This window comes from Pseudomonas sp. P867 (genome assembly GCF_019891455.1).
GTDB lineage: Bacteria > Pseudomonadota > Gammaproteobacteria > Pseudomonadales > Pseudomonadaceae > Aquipseudomonas > Aquipseudomonas synxantha_A.
This window is the reverse complement of the sequence record NZ_JAFLXB010000003.1, coordinates 452,768-474,522: the sequence shown is the minus strand read 5'-3', so window position 1 is coordinate 474,522 and position 21,755 is coordinate 452,768. Positions and strand designations below refer to the sequence as shown.

Here is a 21,755-nt window from a genome sequence, read left to right as displayed (position 1 = left end):
AGGGCTTGCTCCCGATAGCGGTGTGTCAGGCACTGGAAAAGTTGACTGAACCACAGCTATCGGGAGCAAGCCCCCCCACATTGGATTTTCAGTGCATATGGAATCTCAGATCAACTCTTCCACCAGTTGCAGGCAATGAGTCAGCCCCGGCGACTGGTCATTCACCCGTCGGCTCAGAATGATCGGCGAGGTCGCAGTCGCCTCCACCACCGGCGTATAGCCAATATCCGCCCGATGCAGCACCTGCACCGACGCCGGTACCAGCGTTACACCCATACCGGCGCCTACCAGGCCGATGGCGGTCTGCAACTCGTTGGTCCACTGCGCCACCTTCAGGCTCAAACCGTGGGCGTCGAACAGCGCGATCACATGGTCGGCATAACTGGGGCGCGGGTTGCCTGGGTAGAGCACAAAGGGCTCGGTGGTCAACTGGGCGAGGGTGGCAGGGGCACCCAGCAAGGGGTGACCGCTGGGCAGCACGGCCACCAGGCGATCCTCCACCAATACGCGCTGGACGATGGCCGGGTCGTCGATGCGAATGCGCCCGAAACCCACATCGATGCGCCCGGCCTTGAGCGCTTCGACCTGTTGCAGCGTAGTCATCTCCGACAAGCCCAACTCCAGCTCCAGGGCCTCGTGATTGCGCAGCCTGCGAATCAGTTCCGGCAGCACGCCGTACAAGGTCGAGGGTGCAAAGCCGATGCCCAGCCACGTCTTTTCGCCCAGGCCAATGCGCCGTGTGTTGTCGCAAACCGTGCCCAGCTGTTCGAGCAGCACATTGGCGTGTTCATAGAAAAACCGCCCGGCTTCGGTCAGGCGCAACGGTCGGCTACGCTCCAGCAGCAGCACCCCCAGTTCATCCTCCAGCTGCTGGATTTGCCGGCTCAAGGGCGGCTGGGCGATGTGCAGGCGTTCGGCAGCCCGGGTGAAATTGAGGGTCTCGCCCAGCACCTGGAAATAGCGCAAGTGACGCAGTTCCATATCGACTCCTTTCATACCTTGAGGGTATCGCACAAGACCAATTCTATATTGGAAGCCCGAAAAAATGCGGAACAGAATCGACGCAAATCTATAAAGAACCCAACGGGTATTGCCATGCCGATTTGCACCATCGAGTCGATCGACACCCTCATCGTCGATCTCCCCACCATTCGCCCGCACAAGCTGGCGATGCACACCATGCAAAACCAGACCCTGGTGATTATCCGTCTGCGGTGCACCGACGGCATTGAAGGCATCGGCGAAGCTACCACCATCGGTGGCCTCAGCTATGGCAATGAAAGCCCTGACAGCATCAAGGTCAACATCGACCGCCATTTCGCGCCGCTGCTGATCGGCCAGGATGCGAGCAACATCAACGCGGCCATGTTGCGCCTGGAGCGCAGTATTCGCGGCAACACCTTTGCCAAGTCCGGCATCGAAAGCGCCTTGCTCGACGCCCTCGGCAAACGCCTGGGGCTGCCGGTCAGCGAACTGCTGGGCGGGCGTGTGCGTGACGCGTTGCCGGTGGCCTGGACCCTGGCCAGCGGCAATACCGAACAGGACATCAGCGAGGCCGAGAAAATGCTCGACCTGCGCCGTCACCGCATCTTCAAATTGAAGATCGGCGCCGGTGAAGTCAGCCGCGACCTGGCCCATGTGATCGCGATCAAAAAAGCCCTGGGCGAGCGCGCCAGTGTGCGTGTCGACGTCAACCAGGCCTGGGATGAGGCCGTGGCGCTGCGGGCGTGCAAGGTGCTCGGCGACAACGGTATCGACCTTATCGAGCAACCCATCTCACGCAACAACCGTGGCGGTATGGCCCGGCTCAACCTGTCGAGCCCGGTGCCGATCATGGCCGATGAGTCCATCGAGTGTGTCGAAGATGCGTTCAACCTGGCGCGTGAAGGCGCGGCCTCGGTGTTTGCCCTCAAGATCGCCAAGAACGGTGGGCCCCGCGCCGTGCTGCGTACGGCGGCGATCGGCGAGGCGGCAGGCATCGGCCTGTACGGCGGCACCATGCTCGAAGGCGGTATCGGCACCCTGGCGTCGGCCCATGCCTTCCTCACGCTGAACACACTGGCGTGGGGCACCGAGCTGTTCGGCCCGTTGTTACTCACCGAAGACATCCTTGCCGAGCCACCGGTGTACCGCGATTTCCAGCTGCATGTTTCCACCGCACCGGGCCTGGGCCTGGCGCTCGATGAAGAGCGTCTGGCGTTCTTTAGCCGTGACAAATACTAAGAGGCGCCTGCCATGTTGTTCCACGTAAAAATGACTGTGAACCTGCCCCTCGACATGCATCCCGAGCGTGCCGACAGCCTCAAGGCCGAAGAGAAAACCCTGGCGCAACGCCTGCAACAAGAGGGCAAGTGGCGCCACCTGTGGCGCATCGCCGGGCACTACGCCAACTACAGCGTGTTCGATGTCGACAGCGTGCAGGACCTGCATGACCTGCTGATGCAACTGCCATTGTTTCCTTACATGGCTATCGAAGTGAATGCGCTGTGCCGGCACCCGTCGTCCATCCATGCGGACGACCGCTAAGCCGGTTTCAACCTGATAATTACAAGATGAGGAGTGCACCATGTCCATCCGCCTGTCCCAGACTGCCCACGCCCAACGCTTTCTCGAAGAAGCCAGCGGCAACCTCAATGACGCCGGCAACCCGCGCGCCAAGGCGCTGATCTACCGGATCCTGCGCGACACTGTGAACATCATCGAAGACCTGGAAGTGACTCCCGAGGAGTTCTGGAAGGCGGTCAACTACCTCAATGATCTGGGTAAAAACCAGGAAGCCGGCCTGCTCGCCGCTGGCCTGGGCCTGGAGCATTACCTGGACCTGTTGATGGACGCCGCCGATGAGCAGGCGGGCAAGTCCGGCGGTACACCGCGCACCATCGAAGGCCCGCTGTACGTGGCCGGCGCGCCGCTGTCCAAATACGAGGCACGGCTGGATGATGGCAAGGATGACGCGGTGCCGTTGTTCATGCGCGGGCAAGTGCGCGATACCGAGGGCAAGCCATTGGCGGGGGCGATTGTCGATGTGTGGCAGGCCAATACGGGCGGTACTTATTCGTGGTTCGACCCGAACCAGTCTGAATTCAACCTGCGCCGACGTATCGAGACGGATGCCCAGGGCCACTACCGTTTTCGCAGCATCGTACCTTCGGGCTACGGCTGCCCGCCGACCGGGCCGACGCAGCAGTTGCTCGACCAATTGGGGCGCCACGGGCAACGGCCGGCGCATATCCACTTTTTCATCTCGGCGCCCGGGCATCGGCACCTGACCACCCAGATCAACCTCTCGGATGACCCGTACCTGCATGATGACTTTGCCTATGCCACCCGCGATGAACTGATTGCCGAGATCCGCTTCAGCGACGATCCGCAACTGGCGCGGGAATTTGGCGTGGAAGGGCGGTTTGCGCAGATTGATTTTGACTTTGAGTTGCAGGTGGCTGATGCGCCGGTGGAGCAAAAGCGCATGCAACGCACACGGGCTCTCGAGGACTGAGCGCGGGCAGAATGTGGGAGGGGGCTTGCCCCCCGATAGCAGTGTGTCAGTCACTTATTTACTAACTGATCCTCCGCTATCGGGAGCAAGCTCCCTCCCACATTTAGTTCACATTTGATCTGTAGTGATGGGTTACTTGCGCAGGACCAGATCCAGCACCTCATCCCGATCCTTGATCTTCTGCAGCACAATTTCAGAGCGAATATCCATCACCCCCGCCGTGCGGTTCAGGTGGTTCACGATAAAGTCCGAAAAGTGCTTGAGGTTGCGTGCCTGCACCCGCAGCACATAGTTGCTGGCACCGGTGATCACATAGGCGCTCGCCACCTCAGGCCAGCCTTGCACCTTCTTGATAAAGGTCTCATGCCAGTCCTCGATATCCTGGCGCAGCGACAGGTGCACGATGGCTTCGAGTTCGATCCCCAACTGTTCGGCATTCAATACCGCGCGATAGCCGCTGATGATTCCTTCGCTCTCCAACAAACGCAAACGGCGCAGGCAGGCAGAGGGTGACAGCGCGACTTTTTCCGCCAGTTCCTGGTTGCTGATACGGCCATCCTGTTGCAGAAAATGCAGGAGGCGCAGGTCGGTGGCGTCGAGAATCATGCTTGGAAGATATCCGCGTATTTTGAGATTAAATTCGAATTTCCTACAGCTTAAATAGCCGTTTACCCACCACTTTGCACGAAAATTCTCTAAAAGTTCGTTCATTATTTGGTCCATCCTCACTTATAAAAACCAGGACGACCCATGACCACTCGAAGCCATTGCCAAGCCCTCGACACCCAGGACCCTTTGGCACCCCTGCGTGCCCAATTCGCCCTGCCCGAGGGCGTGATCTACCTCGACGGCAACTCCCTCGGCGCGCGCCCGGTGGCAGCGCTGGAGCGGGCACAGCAGGTGATCGCCCAAGAGTGGGGCAATGGCTTGATTCGCAGCTGGAACAGCGCAGGCTGGGCGGATTTGTCCCAGCGCCTGGGTAATCGCCTCGCACCGTTGATCGGTGCGCGTGAGGGCGAAGTGGTGGTCACCGATACCACTTCGATCAACCTGTTCAAGGTGCTGAGCGCGGCGTTGAGTGTGCAGCGTCAACGCTCCCCGGCGCGCAAGGTGATCGTCAGCGAAGCGAATAACTTTCCCACCGATTTGTATATCGCCGAGGGCCTGGCCGAACTGCTGCAACAAGGCTATTCCCTGCGCCTGGTCAACAGCCCGGCCGAACTGCCTCAAGCCATCGACGCAGACGTGGCGGTGGTGATGCTCACCCACGTCAACTACAAGACTGGCTACATGTACGACATGGCGGCGCTGACTGCGCTGAGCCACGAGTGTGGCGCGCTGAGCCTTTGGGACCTGGCGCACTCAGCGGGCGCGGTGCCTGTGGACCTGCACCAGGCCGGCGCTGATTATGCCATTGGCTGCACCTACAAATACCTCAACGGCGGCCCGGGCTCCCAGGCATTTGTTTGGGTCAACCCGGCGTTGGTGGATGTGGTGCGCCAGCCGTTGTCAGGCTGGTTCGGGCATACCCGTCAGTTCGCCATGGAATCGAGCTACGCCCCCAGCGCCGGCATCGCGCGCTACCTGTGCGGTACCCAGCCGATCACTTCGTTGGCCATGGTGGAATGCGGCCTGGACATTTTCGCCCAGACCGACATGGCCAGCCTGCGCCGCAAATCCCTGGCATTGACCGACCTGTTTATCGCGTTGGTCGAAAGCCGCTGCGCCGCCCATGGCCTGGAACTGATCACGCCGCGTGAGCACGCCCGGCGCGGCAGCCATGTGAGCTTCGAACACCCCGAAGGTTACGCGGTGATCCAGGCCCTGATCGCCCGAGGCGTGATCGGCGATTACCGTGAGCCGCGGATCATGCGCTTTGGTTTCACGCCGCTGTACACAAGCTTTACCGAGGTGTGGGACGCGGTGGAAATCCTTGGTGAAATTCTCGACAACCGCACCTGGGACCAGCCGCAATTCAAAGTCCGAAACAGCGTTACTTAATAGCACCACACACCCAATGTGGGAGGGGGCTTGCTCCCGATAGCGGTCTGTCAGTTGACATATCAGTGACTGACACACTGCTATCGGGAGCAAGCCCCCTCCCACAGGATTCACCGCCAGCAGCAACCATCACAATAATAAAGGGGCACTCCAGTGACCACGCCAGACAACGGCTTTGCAGAAATCACCCACCGCGAACTGGGCCTCAGGCGCCAGCTCACTTCCGGCCAGATGAGCATGATCGCTATCGGTGGCGCCATCGGCACCGGGCTGTTCATGGGCAGCGCCTATGCCATTGGCTATGCCGGGCCCAGCGTGCTGGTGAGCTACGCCATTGGCGCGTTGATCACCTTGTTGCTGATGGGCTGCCTGGCGGAGATGACCGTGGCCCATTCCACCTCTGGCTCGTTTGGCGCCTATGCCGAGTTCTACATCAGCCCACTGGCCGGGTTCCTGGTGCGCTATGCCTACTGGGCGGCAATTGTGCTGGCGGTGGGGGCCGAGGTCACGGCGGTGGCGATGTACATGAAGTACTGGTTCGCCAACGTGCCGGAATGGGTGTGGATCGTGTCGTTTTCCAGTGTATTGATTGTGCTCAATGCGATCAGCGTGAAGACCTTCGGCAACTTCGAATACTGGTTCTCGACCATCAAGATCAGCGCCATTGTCGGCTTCATCATCCTGGCGGTGTATGTGGTGTTCGGTTCTGGCAACCCGCAGTACGGCGTGCAGAACTACACGGCCCACGAGGGCTTTTTTCCCCATGGCTTGAGTGGCATGTGGATCGCGGTGATCGTGTCGATCTTCAGTTACTTAAGCGTCGAGATGATCGCCGTGGCCGCCGGTGAAGCCGCCGACCCGGAGCAGGCGGTGAAGAAAGCGTTCCGCGCTACCATCGTACGGCTGGTGGTGTTCTACCTGCTGACCCTGGCGCTGATGCTCGCCATCGTGCCGTGGAACCAGGCCGGCCAGGCCCAGAGCCCGTTCGTCACGGTGATGCAGACCATCGGCATTCCGGGCGCCACCGGGGTGATGAATTTCGTGATTCTGATCGCAGCGCTGTCGGCGATGAACAGCCAGCTCTACATCACCACGCGCATGATGTTCAGCCTGTCGCGCGCAGGTTTTGCACCCAAGTCCATGGGCGCCTTGAGCAAGAACGGCATCCCGCTGAATGCCTTGTTGCTTTCCAGCTCGGGCATTGCCCTGGCGACCCTGCTGAATGTGGTGTACCCGGAAAGCTCATTCACCCTGATGATGGCGATCGCGATGTTTGGCGCGATCTTCACCTGGTTCATGATCTTCCTCACGCACCTGTTCTTTCGCCGCTATCGCAAGCGCCATGGCGGAGCGAAGTTGTCGTTCCAGCTGCGGTTTTTTCCCTACAGTACGCTGCTGGGGTTGGTGCTGATGGGGGCGGTAATGATCACCACCTATTTCACCGAAGCGTTCAAGATGACCTTGGTATTCGGCGTGCCGTTCCTGTTGATTCTGTCGGCGGTGTATTACGGGTTCTTCCGCAAGGGCAGGGCCAAGGCGTCGAACAAAGCCCTGGCGTAACCCGGCAGTTGCTCGAACGAGCGTGCGCATAACAGCAACGAGCGGCAGGCCCACTCCTCTTGCAGGGGGTGGGCCTTGAAACGGCGTTCTGACGGCCAGCGCTCCAAGGCTGCCTGCGGCACGATGCCCAGACCCGCGCCGCCGGCGACCATGCGAATCAACCCATCAAAACCGTCGGCGCGAATGCGTGTCTGCAAGCGAAAGCCTGTGTGCAGTGCCTGTTCTTCGAGATAAACCGCCAGCGCGCTGTTGGCCGCCAGGCCCACGTAGTCGTATTGCAAGCTGTCGATAAAACTCGGGCGGGTCAACGGGTGGTCCAGGGGCATGATCAGCACCAGCGGATCATCGCGAAACGCCAGGGTCTGCAAGCCGTGGGTGTCCACGGCATCGGAAATAATCCCCAGGTCGGCGGTGCCCTGGCGCAAGGCTTGGGTGATGCGCAGGCTGGGCAATTCTTGCAGGTCGATATCGAGGTTGGGGTGCTCGCGCAAAAAGTGTGCGAGCAATTCAGGCAGGTACTCGCTAAGGGCGGTGGTATTGCACAGCAAGCGTACCTGGCCTTTGACGCCATTGGCGTATTCGGCCAGGTCCTGTTGCAGGTGTTCGGCCTGTTGCAACAGCAGGCGAGCATGCCGAGCCAGGGCTTTGCCTGCCGGCGTTGGGGTGACGCCACGGCGGCCACGCTCAAGAAACGCGATGCCCAGTGAAGACTCCATTGCCCGGATGCGTGCGCTGGCGGCCGCCAGGGATAAATGACTACGGGCTGCACCGGCAGTGATATTGCCGCTGTCGAGGATGTGCAGATAGAGGCGCAGGTCGATCAGGTCAAAGTGCATGGCTGCAGGTTTCCGGTGACTGGGCGGGCGTCATCGCAGGCAAGCCAGCTCCCACACTTGGATGTATTCACAGTTCAAAATGTGGGAGCTGGCTTGCCTGCGATGACGGCATCAGCCTCACAAAAAACAAGAGGCTGCCTCAGTATATGGCGAATTTTCAGCCTCTCTCCAGCCCTGCACAATCGGTGCATGAATACCTTCCTAGCGTTCTACCAAAACCTCGGTCCAGCCCTGACAGCGTTGGTCATCACTACCTTCCTGCTGGCCGGTACGGTCAAAGGCATCATCGGCCTTGGCCTGCCCACTGTAGCCATGGGCATGCTCGGCCTGGCTATGTTACCGGCGCAGGCTGCGGCGTTGCTGATCATTCCTTCGACTATCACCAATCTCTGGCAGCTGACGTTTGGCGGTCATTTGAGTGCCTTGCTCAAACGCCTGTGGCCGATGCTGTCGCTTATTTTCTGCGGCACCGGGCTAGGCTCCGTGTGGCTGGGCATGGACGGTGGGCCGTGGGTGGTCCGCGCGTTGGGTGCGGCGTTGCTGGTATATGCGTTGAGCGGCTTGTTCCTGCCGACCTTCAAGGTCGCGCCCCGGACCGAGCGCTGGCTGGGGCCCTTGTGTGGACTGATCACCGGCATCATCACCTCGGCCACCGGTGTTTTCGTGATCCCTGCGGTGCCGTATCTGCAAGCGCTGGGCTTGAGCCGTGATCAGTTGGTGCAGGCGCTGGGGCTGTCGTTCACGGTGTCGACACTGGCGCTGGCCGCCGGGGTGGCCTGGCGCGGAGCCCTGGGCGGTGGTGAAATCGGTGCGTCAGTGTTGGCGCTGGTGCCGGCATTGCTGGGGATGTGGCTGGGCCAAGTGGTTCGCCGACGCATTAGTGCGCTGTGGTTCAAGCGTGGGTTTTTCACGGGCATGGCGTTGTTGGGAGGCCATTTGTTGCTGGCTGGTTAATAATGACTGTGCCTGTGCCCGCCGATAAATGAAGGACCGCCCGTGAAAGCCCGTTCCGATGAGCTACAGATCTTCGTCAGCGTGATTGAATGCGGCTCGATTTCTGCCGCCGCCGAAAAGGTCGGGCAAACGCCGTCTGCGGTCAGCCGCACGCTGTCGCGCCTGGAAGCCAAGCTCGACACCACGCTGATCAACCGCACCACGCGACGCATGGACCTGACTGAAGAGGGCAAGTACTTCTTCGAGCAGGCCAAGGTGATCCTGGCGCAGATGGACGAGCTGGAAGAGCGCCTGTCGTCGCGCCAGAAAAAACCGGCCGGTCGCCTGCGTATCAATGCCGCCGTGCCGTTCATGCTGCACGGGATCGTGCCGTACATCGCCGAGTTTCGCCGCTTGTACCCGGATATCCAGTTGGAGCTCAACAGCGACGACTTGATCATCGACCTGCTCGAACAAAGCACCGACATCGCCATTCGTATCGGCACCCTGGCCGACTCGACCCTTCATGCGCGCTCCCTGGGCAGCACGCCGCTGCATATCCTGGCCAGCCCCGACTACCTCAAGCAATACGGCACGCCGACGACCGTTGCCGAGTTGGCCGATCACACCTTGCTGGGCTTCACCCACACCGAGACCCTCAACCACTGGCCGCTGCGTCATGGTGAAGGTGACCGCTGGCTGATCCAGCCCAGTGTCAGCGCATCCAGTGGCGAAACTGTGCGCCAGTTGGCGCTGCAGGGGCAGGGTATTTGTTGCCTGTCGAATTTCATGACGGTCGACGATATCGATGCCGGCCGCCTGGTGCCCATGCTGGAGGCGTCCAACAGCGGTTATCGCCAGCCGATCCACGCGGTGTTCTATCGCAACTCGCAATTGGCGCTGCGCATTCAGTGCTTCCTGGACTTCATTCAGGCCAAGCTGGCGCGGTATGCGCGCTGATTCGTGACTTGCACGCAAGAGTGAATTGGGCCGTACGGGCTTATTCGACAGCAGTGGGGGCTGGATACTGGGTGCATCACTTACCCAGTCAGGAGCAACCTCCATGAATGTATTCGTTACCGGCGCAGCAGGGTTTATCGGCGGTTCCATCGCCACCGGCCTGGTCAACGCTGGCCATGACGTCACCGGCCTGGTGCGCAGCGCCGAACAAGCCGCGGAAATGACCGCCCTGGGCATTACGCCGGTGATCGGCACCCTCGACGACGCAGCCGTATTGACCGAGCAGGCACAGAAGGCTGATGCGGTGATCAACGCTGCCAGCAGCGACCATCGCGCCGCCGTGGAAACCTTGCTGGCCGCCTTGAAAGGCTCGAACAAGCCGTTCCTGCATACCAGCGGGTCGAGCATTGTCGGTGATGCGTCGGGCGGCAAGGCCAGTGAAGTCATCTACTTCGAAGGCAACCTGCCTGAGCCGACCGTCGACAAAGCCGCGCGGGTGGCGATCGACAACCTGATCCTCGCGGCGGCCAGTGACGGTGTGAATTCGGCGGTGATCTGCAACACCCTGATCTACGGCCACAGCCTGGGCGTGAAGCGTGACAGCGTGCAATTGCCACGCTTGCTCAAGCAGGCACGCAAGAGCGGTGTAGTGCGCCATGTGGGCAGCGGGCAGAACATCTGGTCCAACGTGCACATTGAGGATGTGGTCGCCCTGTATCTGCTGGCACTGACCAAAAACGTCCCGGGTACTTTCTACTTTGTGGAAAGCGGCGAAGCGGCGTTTATCGACATGACTACGGCCATTGCCCAGGCGCTGAACCTGGGCGAACCGCAGGATTGGCCGTTGGCCGAGGCTGAAGCCGAGTGGGGCTATGAAATGGCCAACTACGGGTTGGGCTCCAACAGTCGCGTACGCGGCAAGCACGCTCGCGAACTGCTGGGCTGGGTGCCCAAGCGTACGTCGGTGGTGGAGTGGATTCGCAACGAGATGGTCTGATTCGCTTGAGACCTGGGTGTAGCTATCGGGAGCAAGCCCCCTCCCACATTTGACCGAATTCCAACTTTGGAATGCATTCAAGTGTGGGAGGGGGCTTGCTCCCGATTGGGGCCACTCAGTTCTGGAGGCTAGCCCCACTCGCCGCAATTCCGTACCATTCCTCGCCTCATCCCTCGCAATTCCCCGGTACTCCATGAACCTCACCCGTCTGCGCGCCGACGCCCTGGCCGGCCTCACCACGTCTTTTGCGCTGCTGCCCGAATGCATCGCCTTTGCCCTGGTGGCCCACCTCAACCCGCTGATGGGGCTCTACGGCGCCTTTATCATCTGCACTCTCACCGCCTTGTTCGGCGGCCGCCCGGGCATGGTCTCGGGCGCGGCCGGCTCGATGGCGGTGGTGATCGTCGCGCTGGTGGTGCAACACGGGGTGGAGTATCTGCTTGCGACAGTGCTATTGGGCGGGTTGATCATGATCGCCTTCGGCTTGCTGCGCCTGGGCAAGCTGGTGCGCATGGTGCCGCACTCGGTGATGCTCGGTTTCGTCAACGGCCTGGCGATTATCATTGCGCTGGCGCAACTGGAACATTTCAAGAGCGGCGAACGCTGGCTAAGCGGCACGCCTTTATATGTGATGGCGGGCCTGGTTGTGGTGACCATGGCGATTGTCTACCTGCTGCCACGCCTGACCCGCGCTGTGCCGCCCGCGTTGGTGGCGATCCTTGGCGTTGGTCTGGCGGTGTACCTGCTTGGTCTGCCGACCCGTACGCTGGGCGATATGGCGCATATCGCCGGTGGCTTGCCGACCTTCGCCCTGCCGCAAATCCCCTGGACCTTCGACACTCTCGGCATCATCGCGCCCTACGCGTTCCTGATGGCGATGGTCGGCCTGCTGGAAACCCTGCTGACCCTCAACCTCACCGACGAAATCACCGAAACCCGAGGCTACCCCGACCGCGAAAGCGTGGCGCTGGGCGCAGCGAATATGGTCTCGGGCCTGTTTGGCGGCATGGGCGGTTGCGCGATGATCGGGCAAACCGTGATCAACCTCAGCTCCGGTGGGCGCGGGCGTTTCTCCGGGGTGTTTGCCGGGGTGATGATCCTGTTGTTCATTCTGTTTCTGTCACCGCTGATTGAGCGTATTCCGCTGGCGGCGCTGGTGGGCGTGATGTTTGTAGTGTCGCAGCAGACCTTCGCCTGGGCCTCGTTGCGGGTGATCAACAAGGTGCCGCTCAATGATGTGCTGGTGATCATGGCGGTGACGATCATCACCGTGTTCACGGATCTGGCCACCGCGGTGCTGTGCGGTATCGTCATCGCCGCGTTGAATTTTGCCTGGCAGCAGGCGCGAGAGCTGTACGCCGATGAACATCTGGAGGCCGACGGCAGCAAGCTTTACCGGGTGCATGGCACCTTGTTCTTCGCCTCGACCACGCCGTTCTTGAACCAATTCGACCCGGCCAATGACCCGGCCCAGGTGACGCTGGATTGCCGCCACCTGAGTGTTGTCGACTATTCGGCGATCGCTGCGCTGATGACGTTGCGCGAGCGCTATGCCAAGGCCGGTAAGCATCTGCGGGTGCTGCATTTATCCGAGCGCTGCAAGAAGCTGCTCAAGCGCGCCAGGGTTCACCATGACTGAGTGAGCCCCTGTGGCGAGGGAGCAAGCTCCCTCGCCACAATAGACCGGCTCCAGCAGTCAGGGGCCTACCAGGTCTTCAAGCTCCTGGGCGCGGGTCTGGGTCATGTCCAACACGCAGCCGGAGCCGTTGACCTGATCAATGGTGCCGCCGGTGGCGCTGCCGGCGAAGGCGCAGTTGGCATCGCGGTATTTGATCCACAGGCGCTGCACGTCTTGCAGTTGCTGCTTGTGCGCGCCGTCCTGGGCGGCGAGGGCGGTCTTGTAGGCGCGGTTCAAGCGCTCGTCCTGCACCTTGGCTTGTTTGGCGTTGCAATTGACCATGTCTGCCGTGGTATTGGCGCTGTCCATGCATTTTTTCAACGCGGCATTGTCGGCGGCATACGCTGTGCCACCCAAGCAGAGAAGCAGGGCGCTGGCGGCGAGTGTGGTGCGAATCATGGGCGGTTTCCTGAGCATAAGTGGATGCGCATTCTATGACTCAAGGGCGGCGCTTGAGTTTCCGGTATTCCTGATCTTCATGTAAGAACATCCCCCGGATTTACATGGGCTGGCGCTGGACATATCTCCATGCGACAGCGCTTGTCCGTGGGCGAAAATTACTTTCATGAAAATTGAAAATACTCCTCGGTAATGATTTATGAGTTTCACAACCAATTCGACGTGACCCTTTCCGAGGAGTACCGCATGGCCGCATTACCGGGCTTCGGGCTACTGGCATACGCTGCCATTGCCATCATTGCATTGATCGTGCTGATTGCACGTTACCGACTCAACCCGTTTATCGTCATTACGCTGGTGTCCATCGGCCTCGCGCTGATGGCCGGAATGCCGGCGGACACGATCATGGGGTCGTATGAGGCGGGCGTCGGTAAAACCCTGGGGCATATCGCCCTGGTGGTGGCGCTGGGCACCATGCTCGGCAAGATGATGGCCGAGTCGGGTGGCGCCGAGCAGGTGGCGCGTACGCTGATCAACCGCTTCGGTGAACGCAACGCCCACTGGGCGATGGTGTGCATTGCGTTCCTGGTGGGGCTGCCGCTGTTTTTCGAGGTCGGCTTTGTGCTGCTGGTGCCGATTGCCTTTACCGTGGCGCGGCGCGTGGGCGTATCGATCCTGATGGTCGGCCTGCCGATGGTCGCCGGCTTGTCGGTGGTGCACGCGCTGGTGCCACCGCATCCGGCGGCGATGATGGCGGTGCTGGCCTACAACGCCTCGGTCGGGCAGACGGTGCTGTATGCGATTTTGATCGGTATCCCCACGGCGATCATCGCCGGCCCCGTCTACGCCAAGTTCATCGTGCCGCATATTCACCTGCCGGCCGAGAACCCGCTGGAGCGCCAGTTTATCGAGCGCGAACCGCGTACTCGCCTGCCCAGTTTTGCACTGACCATGGGCACCATCCTGTTGCCGGTGGTACTGATGATGATCGGCGGCTGGGCCAATGTGATTTCCACCCCGGGCAGTGGTGTCAATCAGTTCCTGCTGTTTATCGGCAATTCGGTGATCGCCCTGCTGGTGGCGACCCTGGTGAGTTTCTGGACCCTGGGCCTGGCCCAGGGCTTCAACCGGGAGTCGATTCTCAAGTTCACCAACGAGTGCCTGGCGCCGACCGCCAGTATCACCTTGCTGGTGGGCGCGGGCGGTGGCTTGAATCGCATTCTGGTGGATGCCGGTGTGACCAATGAAATCCTCGGCCTGGCCCACGCGTTCCACTTGTCGCCGCTGGTGATGGGCTGGCTGTTCGCTGCGTTGATGCGCATCGCCACGGGCTCGGCCACCGTTGCCATGACCACTGCATCCGGGGTGGTCGCGCCCGTTGCTTTGGGCCTGGGTTATCCACACCCTGAATTGCTGGTGCTGGCGACCGGCGCGGGCTCGGTGATTTTTTCCCACGTTAACGACGGCGGCTTCTGGCTGATCAAGGAATACTTCAATATGACGGTGATCCAGACCTTCAAGACCTGGACCGTACTGGAGACCCTGATTTCGCTGGTCGCCTTCGGTCTGACCTACGGCTTGTCACTGGTTTTATGAGCCTGACCCTCTAACCGGAGCCTCCATGGACATCCTCTACCAGATCCGCGCCCGCCAGGACTCGTTCAGCGCCGGCGAAGGGCGTATCGCCAAGTTGATGCTTGAGGATGTGGGCTTTGCCGCCTCGGCCAGCCTGGAGGCGTTGTCTCAGCGGGCCGAGGTCAGCACCGCGACCTTGTCGCGTTTTGCCCGCAGCGTCGGCTGCCTTGACTTGCGCGATTTGCGCCTGCAACTGGCCCAGGCCAGTGGCGTGGGCAGTCGCTTCCTGGACCCGGCGGGGTTGCCGGAACAGTCGGCCTTTCATCGGCAAATCCTGGGCGATATCGAAGCGACGTTGCGCCAGCATTTGTCAGGTTTCAACCAGCACAGCTTTGCCGACGCGGTCACTTTGCTGAGCAAGGCGCGGATGATTCACGCGTTCGGCATGGGCGGCCCCTCCAGCCTGTGCAGTGATGAACTGCAAGTGCGCCTGGTGCGTCTGGGCTACCCGATTGCCGCCTGCCATGACCCGGTGATGATGCGCGTCACGGCCGCGACCCTGGGCCCGCAACATGCCTTGATTGTCTGTTCCCTCACCGGCCGTACGCCCGAATTACTGGATGTGGTGAAGCTGGCGCGCAACTACGACGCGCGGATTATTGCCCTCACCCTCGCGGACTCACCCCTGGCCGAACTGGCGGATGTGTTGCTGCCGCTGCAACCGGCGGAGACCAGCTTTATCTACAAACCCACCGCCGCCCGCTACGGCATGTTACTGGCCATCGACCTGCTTGCCACCGAGCTGGCGCTGGCCTTGCCGGACGACAATCAGGAACGCCTGCGCCGGATCAAGCTGGCCCTGGATGATTACCGCGGCGGCCCTGACAGCCTGCCGCTTGGAGACTGATATGAAATACGACACGCTGATTCGCCAGGCGCTGGTCATTGATGGCAGCAACACCGAAGGGTTTGTCGCCGATGTGGGCGTGCGCGGTGGGCGCATCCAGGCGATGGGTGACCTGTCCGCCGACGAGGCCGCGCATGTCATCGATGCGCATGGCCGGGTATTGGCGCCGGGCTTTATCGATGTGCACACCCACGATGACACGGTGGTGATCCGCCAGCCGCAGATGCTGCCCAAGCTCAGCCAGGGCGTGACCACGGTGATTGTCGGCAACTGTGGCATCAGCGCTTCGCCAGTGAGTTTGCGCAGTGACCCGCCAGACCCAATGAACTTGTTGGGCAGCCGTGAGCAGTTCTGTTATCCGCGGTTCAGCGATTATCGCAACGCAGTGCAAGGCGCCCATCCGGCGGTGAACGTTGCGGCATTGATCGGCCACACCGCGCTGCGCAGCAACCATATGGATGACCTGCATCGCACCGCCACACCGTATGAAATCGCGGCCATGCGCGTGCAGTTGCAAGAGAGCCTGGAGGCCGGTGCCCTGGGGTTATCCACAGGCCTGGCCTACGCCAGCGCATTCAACGCCGAGACCGATGAAGTGTTGCAACTCGTTGAGGAACTGACGGCCTATGGTGCGGTGTACACCACGCATTTACGCAGCGAGTTCGAGCCGGTGCTGGAGGCAATGGATGAGGCGTTTCTGATCGGCCGACATGCCAGGGTGCCAGTGATTATTTCCCACCTTAAATGCGCTGGTGCCGGTAACTGGGGGCGTAGTCCGCAGTTGTTGGCGGCCCTGGAAGCTGCGGCAAAAAACCATCCGGTGGGCTGTGATTGCTATCCCTATGCCGCCAGCTCCTCGACCCTGGATCTCAAGCAGGTGACCGACGCGTTTCGCATCACCATCACCTGGTCGACGCCGCACCCCGAAATGGGTGGGCGGGATCTGCAGGCTATCGCTGCCGAGTGGGGCGTTTCGCTAATGGACGCTGCCCGTCGCCTGCAACCGGCGGGAGCGGTGTACTACGGGATGGACGAAGACGATGTGCGGCGCATCCTCGCCCATCCGTTGTCGATGGTGGGCTCCGATGGTTTGCCCGAAGATCCGTTTCCCCACCCGCGCTTGTGGGGGGCGTTCCCGCGGGTGCTGGGGCACTTCAGCCGCGATATCGGCTTGTTCCCGTTGCACACGGCGGTGCACAAGATGACTGGTCTGTCGGCAGCGCGCTTTGGCTTATCCGAGCGTGGCGAAATCCGCGAAGGGTACTGGGCCGACCTGGTGTTGTTCGACCCGTTGCGGGTGCGTGATGTGGCAGATTTCAACACACCGCAACGTGCAGCGGAAGGGATCGACGGTGTGTGGGTTAACGGCGTACTGAGCTACAGCAATGGGCAGGCCAACGGCCAGCGGCCAGGGCGATTCCTGGCGCGCAGTGGGGATTTGCGTGGCGGCTTTTCGTCTTTATAGTGGGCGTTCTCATACACGGAGCGGTCGCCATGCACTTAGGAAAAGTCACCCCCATCCTGCGGATTTTCGACGAGACCAAAGCGTTGGAATTCTACGTCGACTTCCTGGGGTTCAAGGTCGATTGGCAGCATCGGTTCGAGGCGAATTTCCCGTTGTACCTGCAAGTGTCGCTGGGTGAGTGCGTGTTGCATTTGTCCGAGCACCATGGCGATGCTTCGCCGGGCGCGGCGGTGCGGATCCAGGCGCAAAGGGTGGATGCGTACCAGCAGCAATTGCTCGGCAAGGATTACCGCTATGCCAAGCCTGGGGTCGAGGAAACGCCTTGGGGATCGCGGGAAATGAGCATCCGGGATCCGTTCGGGAATCGCTTGGTGTTTGTCGAGGACAGCGAGGGCTAAGTGGCAAATGGCAGGCAATAAAAAACCGCCTTGATAGGGCGGTTTTTTTTGCAAACCCAGTTAGTGGCTGGGGTTGCGGCTTCACAGGAGCACTGGCGTGGTCACAATACTACTGCTGCTTTAGGGCGTTATGCAACATCAGACGAACAAGAGTTTTTCACGGCAGCATTGATCTTTTGTGTTGTTTAACTTTGCAAAAAACAGCAACAGATTTTAAGGCTAGCTGGCCGTTGTTCGTTACACCTTGGAGCAGAGTGCTGAGCTAGTATCGCCCTCGTTCTGTGTTCGTCGTGAAGTAGGTTGGCTGGGTTCGCGCGCAAATTTTGGACCGCCCGCCACGGGCTAGTAATCCGTGCCGGATTCACGCGGGAGGACCATAAGCCCAGCCGCCTCACAGGAGCACTGGTGTGCATCCAAAGGCCCACATGTTCCGGTAAGTGCGCTGGAGGTAAGGCCCAACTCACGGAGGGCCGAGTATGTCTAAGTTTGCACGACGTACATGGAACCTCGTAGTGAACTGCCTGCGTGCGTATCACGTATGGAAGTTCCTGCGGGACAGCTTCGATGACCGTTAAGGTCTGAGAGGTGGAGCCGCCTCGGTCTAGATCGAGGCGGCTTTTTGGTGTCTACACCCGGAAATGACTGACCATCTGCTGCAACTGGCTACCCAATCGAGCCAGTTCCACACTCGACTTGGCCGTCTCATCACTGGCAGTCGCGGTCTGCTCGGACACGTCCCGCACATTCACGATACTGCGGCTGATCTCTTCCGCCACGGCGCTTTGCTGCTCGGCGGCCGCGGCAATCTGCTGGTTCATCGACTGGATATTCGACACCGTACGGGTGATGTTTTCCAGGGATACCCCGGCCTTGCGCGTCAGTTCGACGCTGCTGTCGGTGAGGCTGCGGCTGTTGTTCATCACGCTGGCGACTTGTTGGGTGCCGTTCTGCAAGCCGGCCACCAGGCCTTCGATTTCCTCGGTGGATTTCTGTGTACGCTGGGCCAGGCCGCGTACTTCGTCGGCGACCACGGCAAAGCCACGGCCGGCTTCACCGGCACGCGCGGCTTCAATGGCGGCGTTGAGGGCCAGCAGGTTGGTCTGTTCGGCCACGGCCTTGATCACGTCCATCACGCTGCCGATCTTGTTGCTCTCTTGTTGCAGGTGCGTCATGGCGTCGGTGGAGCGGGCGACTTCGGCCGCCAGGCGTTCGATCTGGGCGATAGCTTCGGCCACCACCTTGTCGCCTTCGCGGGCCTGGCCGTCGGCGTCGGAGGCGGCTTGGGACGCCTGCTCGGCATTGCGCGCAACTTCCTGCACGGTAGCGGTCATTTCATGCATGGCGGTGGCCACCTGATCGGTCTCGATCTTCTGGCTGTTCACACCGGCGCTGGTTTGCTCGGTCACGGCTGATAGCTCCTCAGCGGCGCTGGCGATCTGGGTCACGCCATCGCGGATGCCGCTGATCAACTCGCGCAGGGTCGTGCCCATGCGCTGGATGCCTTGTTGCAATACGCCCAGCTCATCACGACGGGTCACCTGGATGTTGTGGCTCAAGTCGCCTGAAGCGATGCGCTCCACCACCGCCAGGGTGTCCTGGATCGGGCGGGTGATCTGACGGGTGATGACCCAGGCGGCAATCACGCCGACCAGCAGTGCCAACAAGGTGCTGATCAATTGCAGGCTGCGGGCCTGGGTGCTTTCAGCGTCGCGACGTTCCAGTTGGATGTCGTACAGCTTGTCGCTGATCGTCACGATATCGGCGCCCTGGGTGGTCATTTCGGCGCGGGCGGTGACGATGTTGGCGTTGGCTGCCTTGTAGCTCTGCACGGCGCTGCGATAGGCACCGAGGGCGGCTTCCAGTGCGGACAATGCGTTTTGCTGGCCGGTACCGAACGCCGCGCTAAGGCCCTTCAAACCGCCGACGGCTTTTTCCAGTTGCGCAGCAGCGCGGGCTTCGGTTTCTGCGTTGGGGCTATTGGTATAGCCGCGCACTTCGTAGCGAGCTTGCTGGAACTCATTCTTGGCTTGGGTCACGGCCAGAAATTGCGTGAAGCGCTCCGGGCTATCGGGCGCCTGCTGCACACTGATTTGCAGTGCATTGATTTGTGCGTTGGCGACATCGGCTTTGGCGCCCATGACGTCGCGCGCAGCGTTGCCATTGCGGTAGGCCTCGCGCATTTTGTTCAGGGACTGGCGGTAAGCAGTGATGACGGCTTTCTGGTCATTGAGCAGTTTGAGGTTTTCCGGGCTCTTGAAGCTGTCCAGCAATTTCTGTTGTTGAGCTGCGAAGGCATCCAGGCTGGTCTGCACATTCTGCGCCACGGCTTCGTCGCCATTGGCCAGCATGTATTGCAGGCGTACGATCCGCAGCTTGGTCAGCGAGGCGTTGAGCTGGGTGATGTCGCTCATCCAGTTGCTGCGGTCGATCAGGCCGCCCAGGCTGGTCCAGCCGGTGAGCGCCAGGATCGAGGTGAGGACCAGCACCAGGCCAAAGCCCAGGCCGAGTTTGAGATTGACGCTGATGTTACCGAACCAGCTGTTCATCGAAAGCTCCTTGAAGAGTGATGTCTGTCTGCTGGACGGTGTGTTGTTGTTTGAGCCAGCCAAGATGTGTAGGGCTGTATCGGCGGCAAAGGATGATTCTGAAGTACTTTTCTTGCGGGGTGACGAAGGGTCGCCATTACCGTGCAGCAATGGCGATCCGATGCGCTCAGGACTCCGCCGTGTTGGGCACCACGGTAAGCCTGAGGCAGGAGGCGGCGGCGTGGCTCAGGTGCACATTATTGTGGGCAACCCGAGGGTGGCTGGCCTGGCCTGAAGGCTCGCCGCTGTTGGGGTTGACGTCAAAGCGCGGGAAATTGCTGCTGGCGATGTCCAGGCGCAACCGATGGCCGCGCTTGAACAGGTTGCAGGTGGCGAAAGGCTCGATCAGCACTTTCACTCGCTCACCCGGCGTCAGGGCCGTCGGTTGTTCCCATGAGTTGCGATAACGACAGCGGCGGATGCCGTCGGTGATGTTCATCGCAAAGCCCTCGGGATAGTCGGCGCTGGGCGGGTACACGTCCACCAGCTTGGCGGTGAAGTCGGTGTCGGGTGCATCGCTGTCGATCCACAGCTCGATCTGCACGTCACCGGCGACGATCAGGTCGTCGTCGAGCGGCTCGGTCTGGAACACCAGCACGTCATCGCGCTGGGCCAGGGGACGGTTGTCCCCTTGGGTGCCGAAAAAATCGAGGCGCTCCCGTTGATCGAAGGCTCCGCCGACAAACACGGGGGCACCGGAGGTTAGTGCGCCGCCGATGGTCGGGACCGGGTGGGCCGGGTCGGCGCGGTAACTCAAGTGGGCGTCAGCCTCGACAGGTGCCGTGTGGCTCAACTGCCTGTGTGCATTCAGATAGAGGGTCAGTGTTTGGCTGCCGGGCAGCGGCCATTGCGTGGTGTGCAGCCAGCGGCCGCCATGGTGCAGGCGTCCGTTTTCGTCGCGGTTACCGCTGCCGCCCCCCATCAGAAACACCTGTACGCTGGTCGTTGTGGTTCGCGGCGACGGCTTGAGGGATTGCTCGAACCAGGCCAGTCGGCAACTGAGCCAATCCTGATCGACCTGGCCGTCAAAGGCGGCTTGCGGGCCGAATTCCACATCGCCGCTGTGGCTGATATTACGGTCGCCGTGCAGCCACGGGCCCATCACCAGTCGTTGGCTGGCCGTACCTTGGAGTGTGAAGGCGCGGTAATTGGCCAGGGTCGAACTGACGTAGGCGTCGTACCAACTGGACATGAACAGCACCGGGATATCGGGCAGTTGTGCGTAGTGACCTTCGGCATAGAGGCCAGACTTTTGCCAATACTCACCGAAGGTGCCCTGAGCCCATTGCTCCAACACATAGGCTTCGTATTCCGGCACATGGCGCAGGGGCGATTGCCCGGGTTGCCATGGCATACGCGTGAACCACTGATAAATATCTTCCTGTTCCAGCGCTTCACGAACCAACGGGTCGGCCAGGGCAGCAGGGCTTTCCTTGGCCTGGCGAAAGGCCCAGGTGGCCTGCTTGAGTTCGAAGGCGCCGCCCTGGCGAATCCCGCAATGGTAGGCGTTGGCGAAGCCGCCGCTGTCGAGCACCATGCTGCTCAGGCCCGGCGGGTGCAGGCAAGCCATCGCCAGTTGTGTGTGGGCAGCATAAGACAAGCCCATACTGCCGATCTTGCCGTTGCACCAGGGCTGTTGGATGATCCAGGCCAGGGTGTCGAAACCGTCTTCGCCCTCGGCGGTGTATTTGGTGAATGTGCCTTCGGAGGCGTAGCGTCCACGGCAGTCCTGGAAAATTGCGACAAAGCCTTGCTCGGTAAACCGTGCGGCCATTTGCTCACGGGAGATGTGTTGGCCGTCGAGCTGTTTTTCCGAGCGGGAGGGTTTGCTCTTGTCGTAGGGCGTGCGCTCGATCACCACCGGAAACGGCCCATTGCTGTCCTCCGGCACATAGATGTCAGTGGCCAGGTGGATGCCGTCACGCATCCGGATCATTTGGTTGTGCAGAATATGCATGGGGAGAA

The 21,755-nt window shown here is 60.9% G+C and carries 19 protein-coding genes; 13 read left to right on the top strand and 6 right to left on the bottom strand.

The window, feature by feature from the left end; all coding sequences use genetic code 11:
• Positions 1-105 precede the first annotated feature (105 nt).
• Positions 106-981 carry a LysR family transcriptional regulator gene (locus J1G33_RS08600; protein ID WP_223017930.1) on the bottom strand — a complete coding sequence of 292 codons (876 nt, stop codon included), beginning with the start codon at positions 979-981 and terminating at the stop codon, positions 106-108.
• 114 nt (positions 982-1,095) lie between these two features.
• Between J1G33_RS08600 and J1G33_RS08595 the strand changes: the two genes are divergently transcribed.
• The 3 genes from J1G33_RS08595 to catA are packed head-to-tail and all read left to right on the top strand — an operon-like array spanning position 1,096 to position 3,496.
• The gene (locus J1G33_RS08595) at positions 1,096-2,223 is read left to right on the top strand and encodes a muconate cycloisomerase family protein (RefSeq protein WP_032879498.1); all 1,128 of its coding nucleotides are present in this window, start codon (positions 1,096-1,098) and stop codon (positions 2,221-2,223) included.
• 12 nt (positions 2,224-2,235) lie between these two features.
• Positions 2,236-2,526 (top strand): muconolactone Delta-isomerase, encoded by a 291-nt coding sequence (gene catC, locus J1G33_RS08590; RefSeq protein WP_032879502.1) that lies wholly within the window; start codon positions 2,236-2,238, stop codon positions 2,524-2,526.
• A gap of 40 nt (positions 2,527-2,566) precedes the next feature.
• Entirely contained in the window at positions 2,567-3,496 is a 930-nt protein-coding gene (gene catA, locus J1G33_RS08585) for a catechol 1,2-dioxygenase (protein WP_032879505.1), read from the top strand.
• 132 nt (positions 3,497-3,628) lie between these two features.
• On the opposite strand, the gene J1G33_RS08580 is transcribed toward catA, so the two are convergent.
• Positions 3,629-4,102, bottom strand: a complete 474-nt coding sequence (locus tag J1G33_RS08580) for an Lrp/AsnC family transcriptional regulator (protein ID WP_032879507.1) — start codon at positions 4,100-4,102, stop codon at positions 3,629-3,631.
• A gap of 144 nt (positions 4,103-4,246) precedes the next feature.
• On the opposite strand from J1G33_RS08580, the gene kynU reads away from it, so the two are divergent.
• Both kynU and J1G33_RS08570 read left to right on the top strand, forming a co-directional pair.
• Positions 4,247-5,497 (top strand): kynureninase, encoded by a 1,251-nt coding sequence (kynU, locus tag J1G33_RS08575; RefSeq protein ID WP_223017929.1) that lies wholly within the window; start codon positions 4,247-4,249, stop codon positions 5,495-5,497.
• Positions 5,498-5,650: 153 nt separating this feature from the next.
• On the top strand, positions 5,651-7,057 hold the full coding sequence (locus tag J1G33_RS08570; protein WP_223017928.1) for an amino acid permease: 1,407 nt from the start codon (positions 5,651-5,653) through the stop codon (positions 7,055-7,057).
• Here the strand turns inward: J1G33_RS08570 and J1G33_RS08565 are convergent.
• The gene (locus J1G33_RS08565) at positions 7,003-7,893 is read right to left on the bottom strand and encodes a LysR substrate-binding domain-containing protein (protein ID WP_005791344.1); all 891 of its coding nucleotides are present in this window, start codon (positions 7,891-7,893) and stop codon (positions 7,003-7,005) included. The genes J1G33_RS08570 and J1G33_RS08565 overlap by 55 nt on opposite strands.
• A 189-nt stretch (positions 7,894-8,082) precedes the next feature.
• Between J1G33_RS08565 and J1G33_RS08560 the strand changes: the two genes are divergently transcribed.
• The 4 genes from J1G33_RS08560 to J1G33_RS08545 all read left to right on the top strand — a co-directional run bounded on the left by J1G33_RS08560 (position 8,083) and on the right by J1G33_RS08545 (position 12,422).
• Positions 8,083-8,847 carry a sulfite exporter TauE/SafE family protein gene (locus J1G33_RS08560; RefSeq protein WP_223017927.1) on the top strand — a complete coding sequence of 255 codons (765 nt, stop codon included), beginning with the start codon at positions 8,083-8,085 and terminating at the stop codon, positions 8,845-8,847.
• Between the two features lie 42 nt (positions 8,848-8,889).
• Positions 8,890-9,786 carry a LysR family transcriptional regulator gene (locus tag J1G33_RS08555; RefSeq protein ID WP_223017926.1) on the top strand — a complete coding sequence of 299 codons (897 nt, stop codon included), beginning with the start codon at positions 8,890-8,892 and terminating at the stop codon, positions 9,784-9,786.
• 103 nt (positions 9,787-9,889) lie between these two features.
• Complete coding sequence (locus J1G33_RS08550; RefSeq protein ID WP_223017925.1) at positions 9,890-10,783, top strand: NAD-dependent epimerase/dehydratase family protein; 894 nt, start codon at positions 9,890-9,892, stop codon at positions 10,781-10,783.
• A 193-nt stretch (positions 10,784-10,976) separates the two neighbouring features.
• Positions 10,977-12,422: a SulP family inorganic anion transporter gene (locus J1G33_RS08545; protein ID WP_032879517.1), complete on the top strand. Its 1,446-nt coding sequence runs from the start codon at positions 10,977-10,979 to the stop codon at positions 12,420-12,422.
• A gap of 57 nt (positions 12,423-12,479) precedes the next feature.
• On the opposite strand, the gene J1G33_RS08540 is transcribed toward J1G33_RS08545, so the two are convergent.
• Complete coding sequence (locus J1G33_RS08540) at positions 12,480-12,860, bottom strand: lysozyme inhibitor LprI family protein (RefSeq protein WP_032803711.1); 381 nt, start codon at positions 12,858-12,860, stop codon at positions 12,480-12,482.
• 246 nt (positions 12,861-13,106) lie between these two features.
• Here J1G33_RS08540 and J1G33_RS08535 point away from each other — a divergent pair, with 246 nt between their 5' ends.
• Genes J1G33_RS08535 through J1G33_RS08520 form a run of 4 tightly spaced genes read left to right on the top strand, consistent with a single transcriptional unit; the run spans position 13,107 to position 17,205 of the window.
• Entirely contained in the window at positions 13,107-14,456 is a 1,350-nt protein-coding gene (locus J1G33_RS08535; protein ID WP_248092511.1) for a gluconate:H+ symporter, read from the top strand.
• A 25-nt stretch (positions 14,457-14,481) separates the two neighbouring features.
• Positions 14,482-15,342 carry a MurR/RpiR family transcriptional regulator gene (locus tag J1G33_RS08530; RefSeq protein ID WP_223017923.1) on the top strand — a complete coding sequence of 287 codons (861 nt, stop codon included), beginning with the start codon at positions 14,482-14,484 and terminating at the stop codon, positions 15,340-15,342.
• Position 15,343: 1 nt separating this feature from the next.
• On the top strand, positions 15,344-16,807 hold the full coding sequence (locus J1G33_RS08525) for a D-aminoacylase (protein WP_103734923.1): 1,464 nt from the start codon (positions 15,344-15,346) through the stop codon (positions 16,805-16,807).
• A gap of 29 nt (positions 16,808-16,836) precedes the next feature.
• A complete protein-coding gene (locus J1G33_RS08520; RefSeq protein WP_032879523.1) occupies positions 16,837-17,205 on the top strand; it encodes a glyoxalase superfamily protein in 369 nt (122 codons plus the stop codon).
• A gap of 626 nt (positions 17,206-17,831) precedes the next feature.
• Here J1G33_RS08520 and J1G33_RS08515 read toward each other — a convergent pair.
• Both J1G33_RS08515 and J1G33_RS08510 read right to left on the bottom strand, forming a co-directional pair.
• Complete coding sequence (locus tag J1G33_RS08515) at positions 17,832-19,751, bottom strand: methyl-accepting chemotaxis protein (RefSeq protein WP_223017922.1); 1,920 nt, start codon at positions 19,749-19,751, stop codon at positions 17,832-17,834.
• A gap of 166 nt (positions 19,752-19,917) precedes the next feature.
• On the bottom strand, positions 19,918-21,747 hold the full coding sequence (locus J1G33_RS08510) for a CocE/NonD family hydrolase (protein WP_223017921.1): 1,830 nt from the start codon (positions 21,745-21,747) through the stop codon (positions 19,918-19,920).
• Positions 21,748-21,755 lie beyond the last annotated feature (8 nt).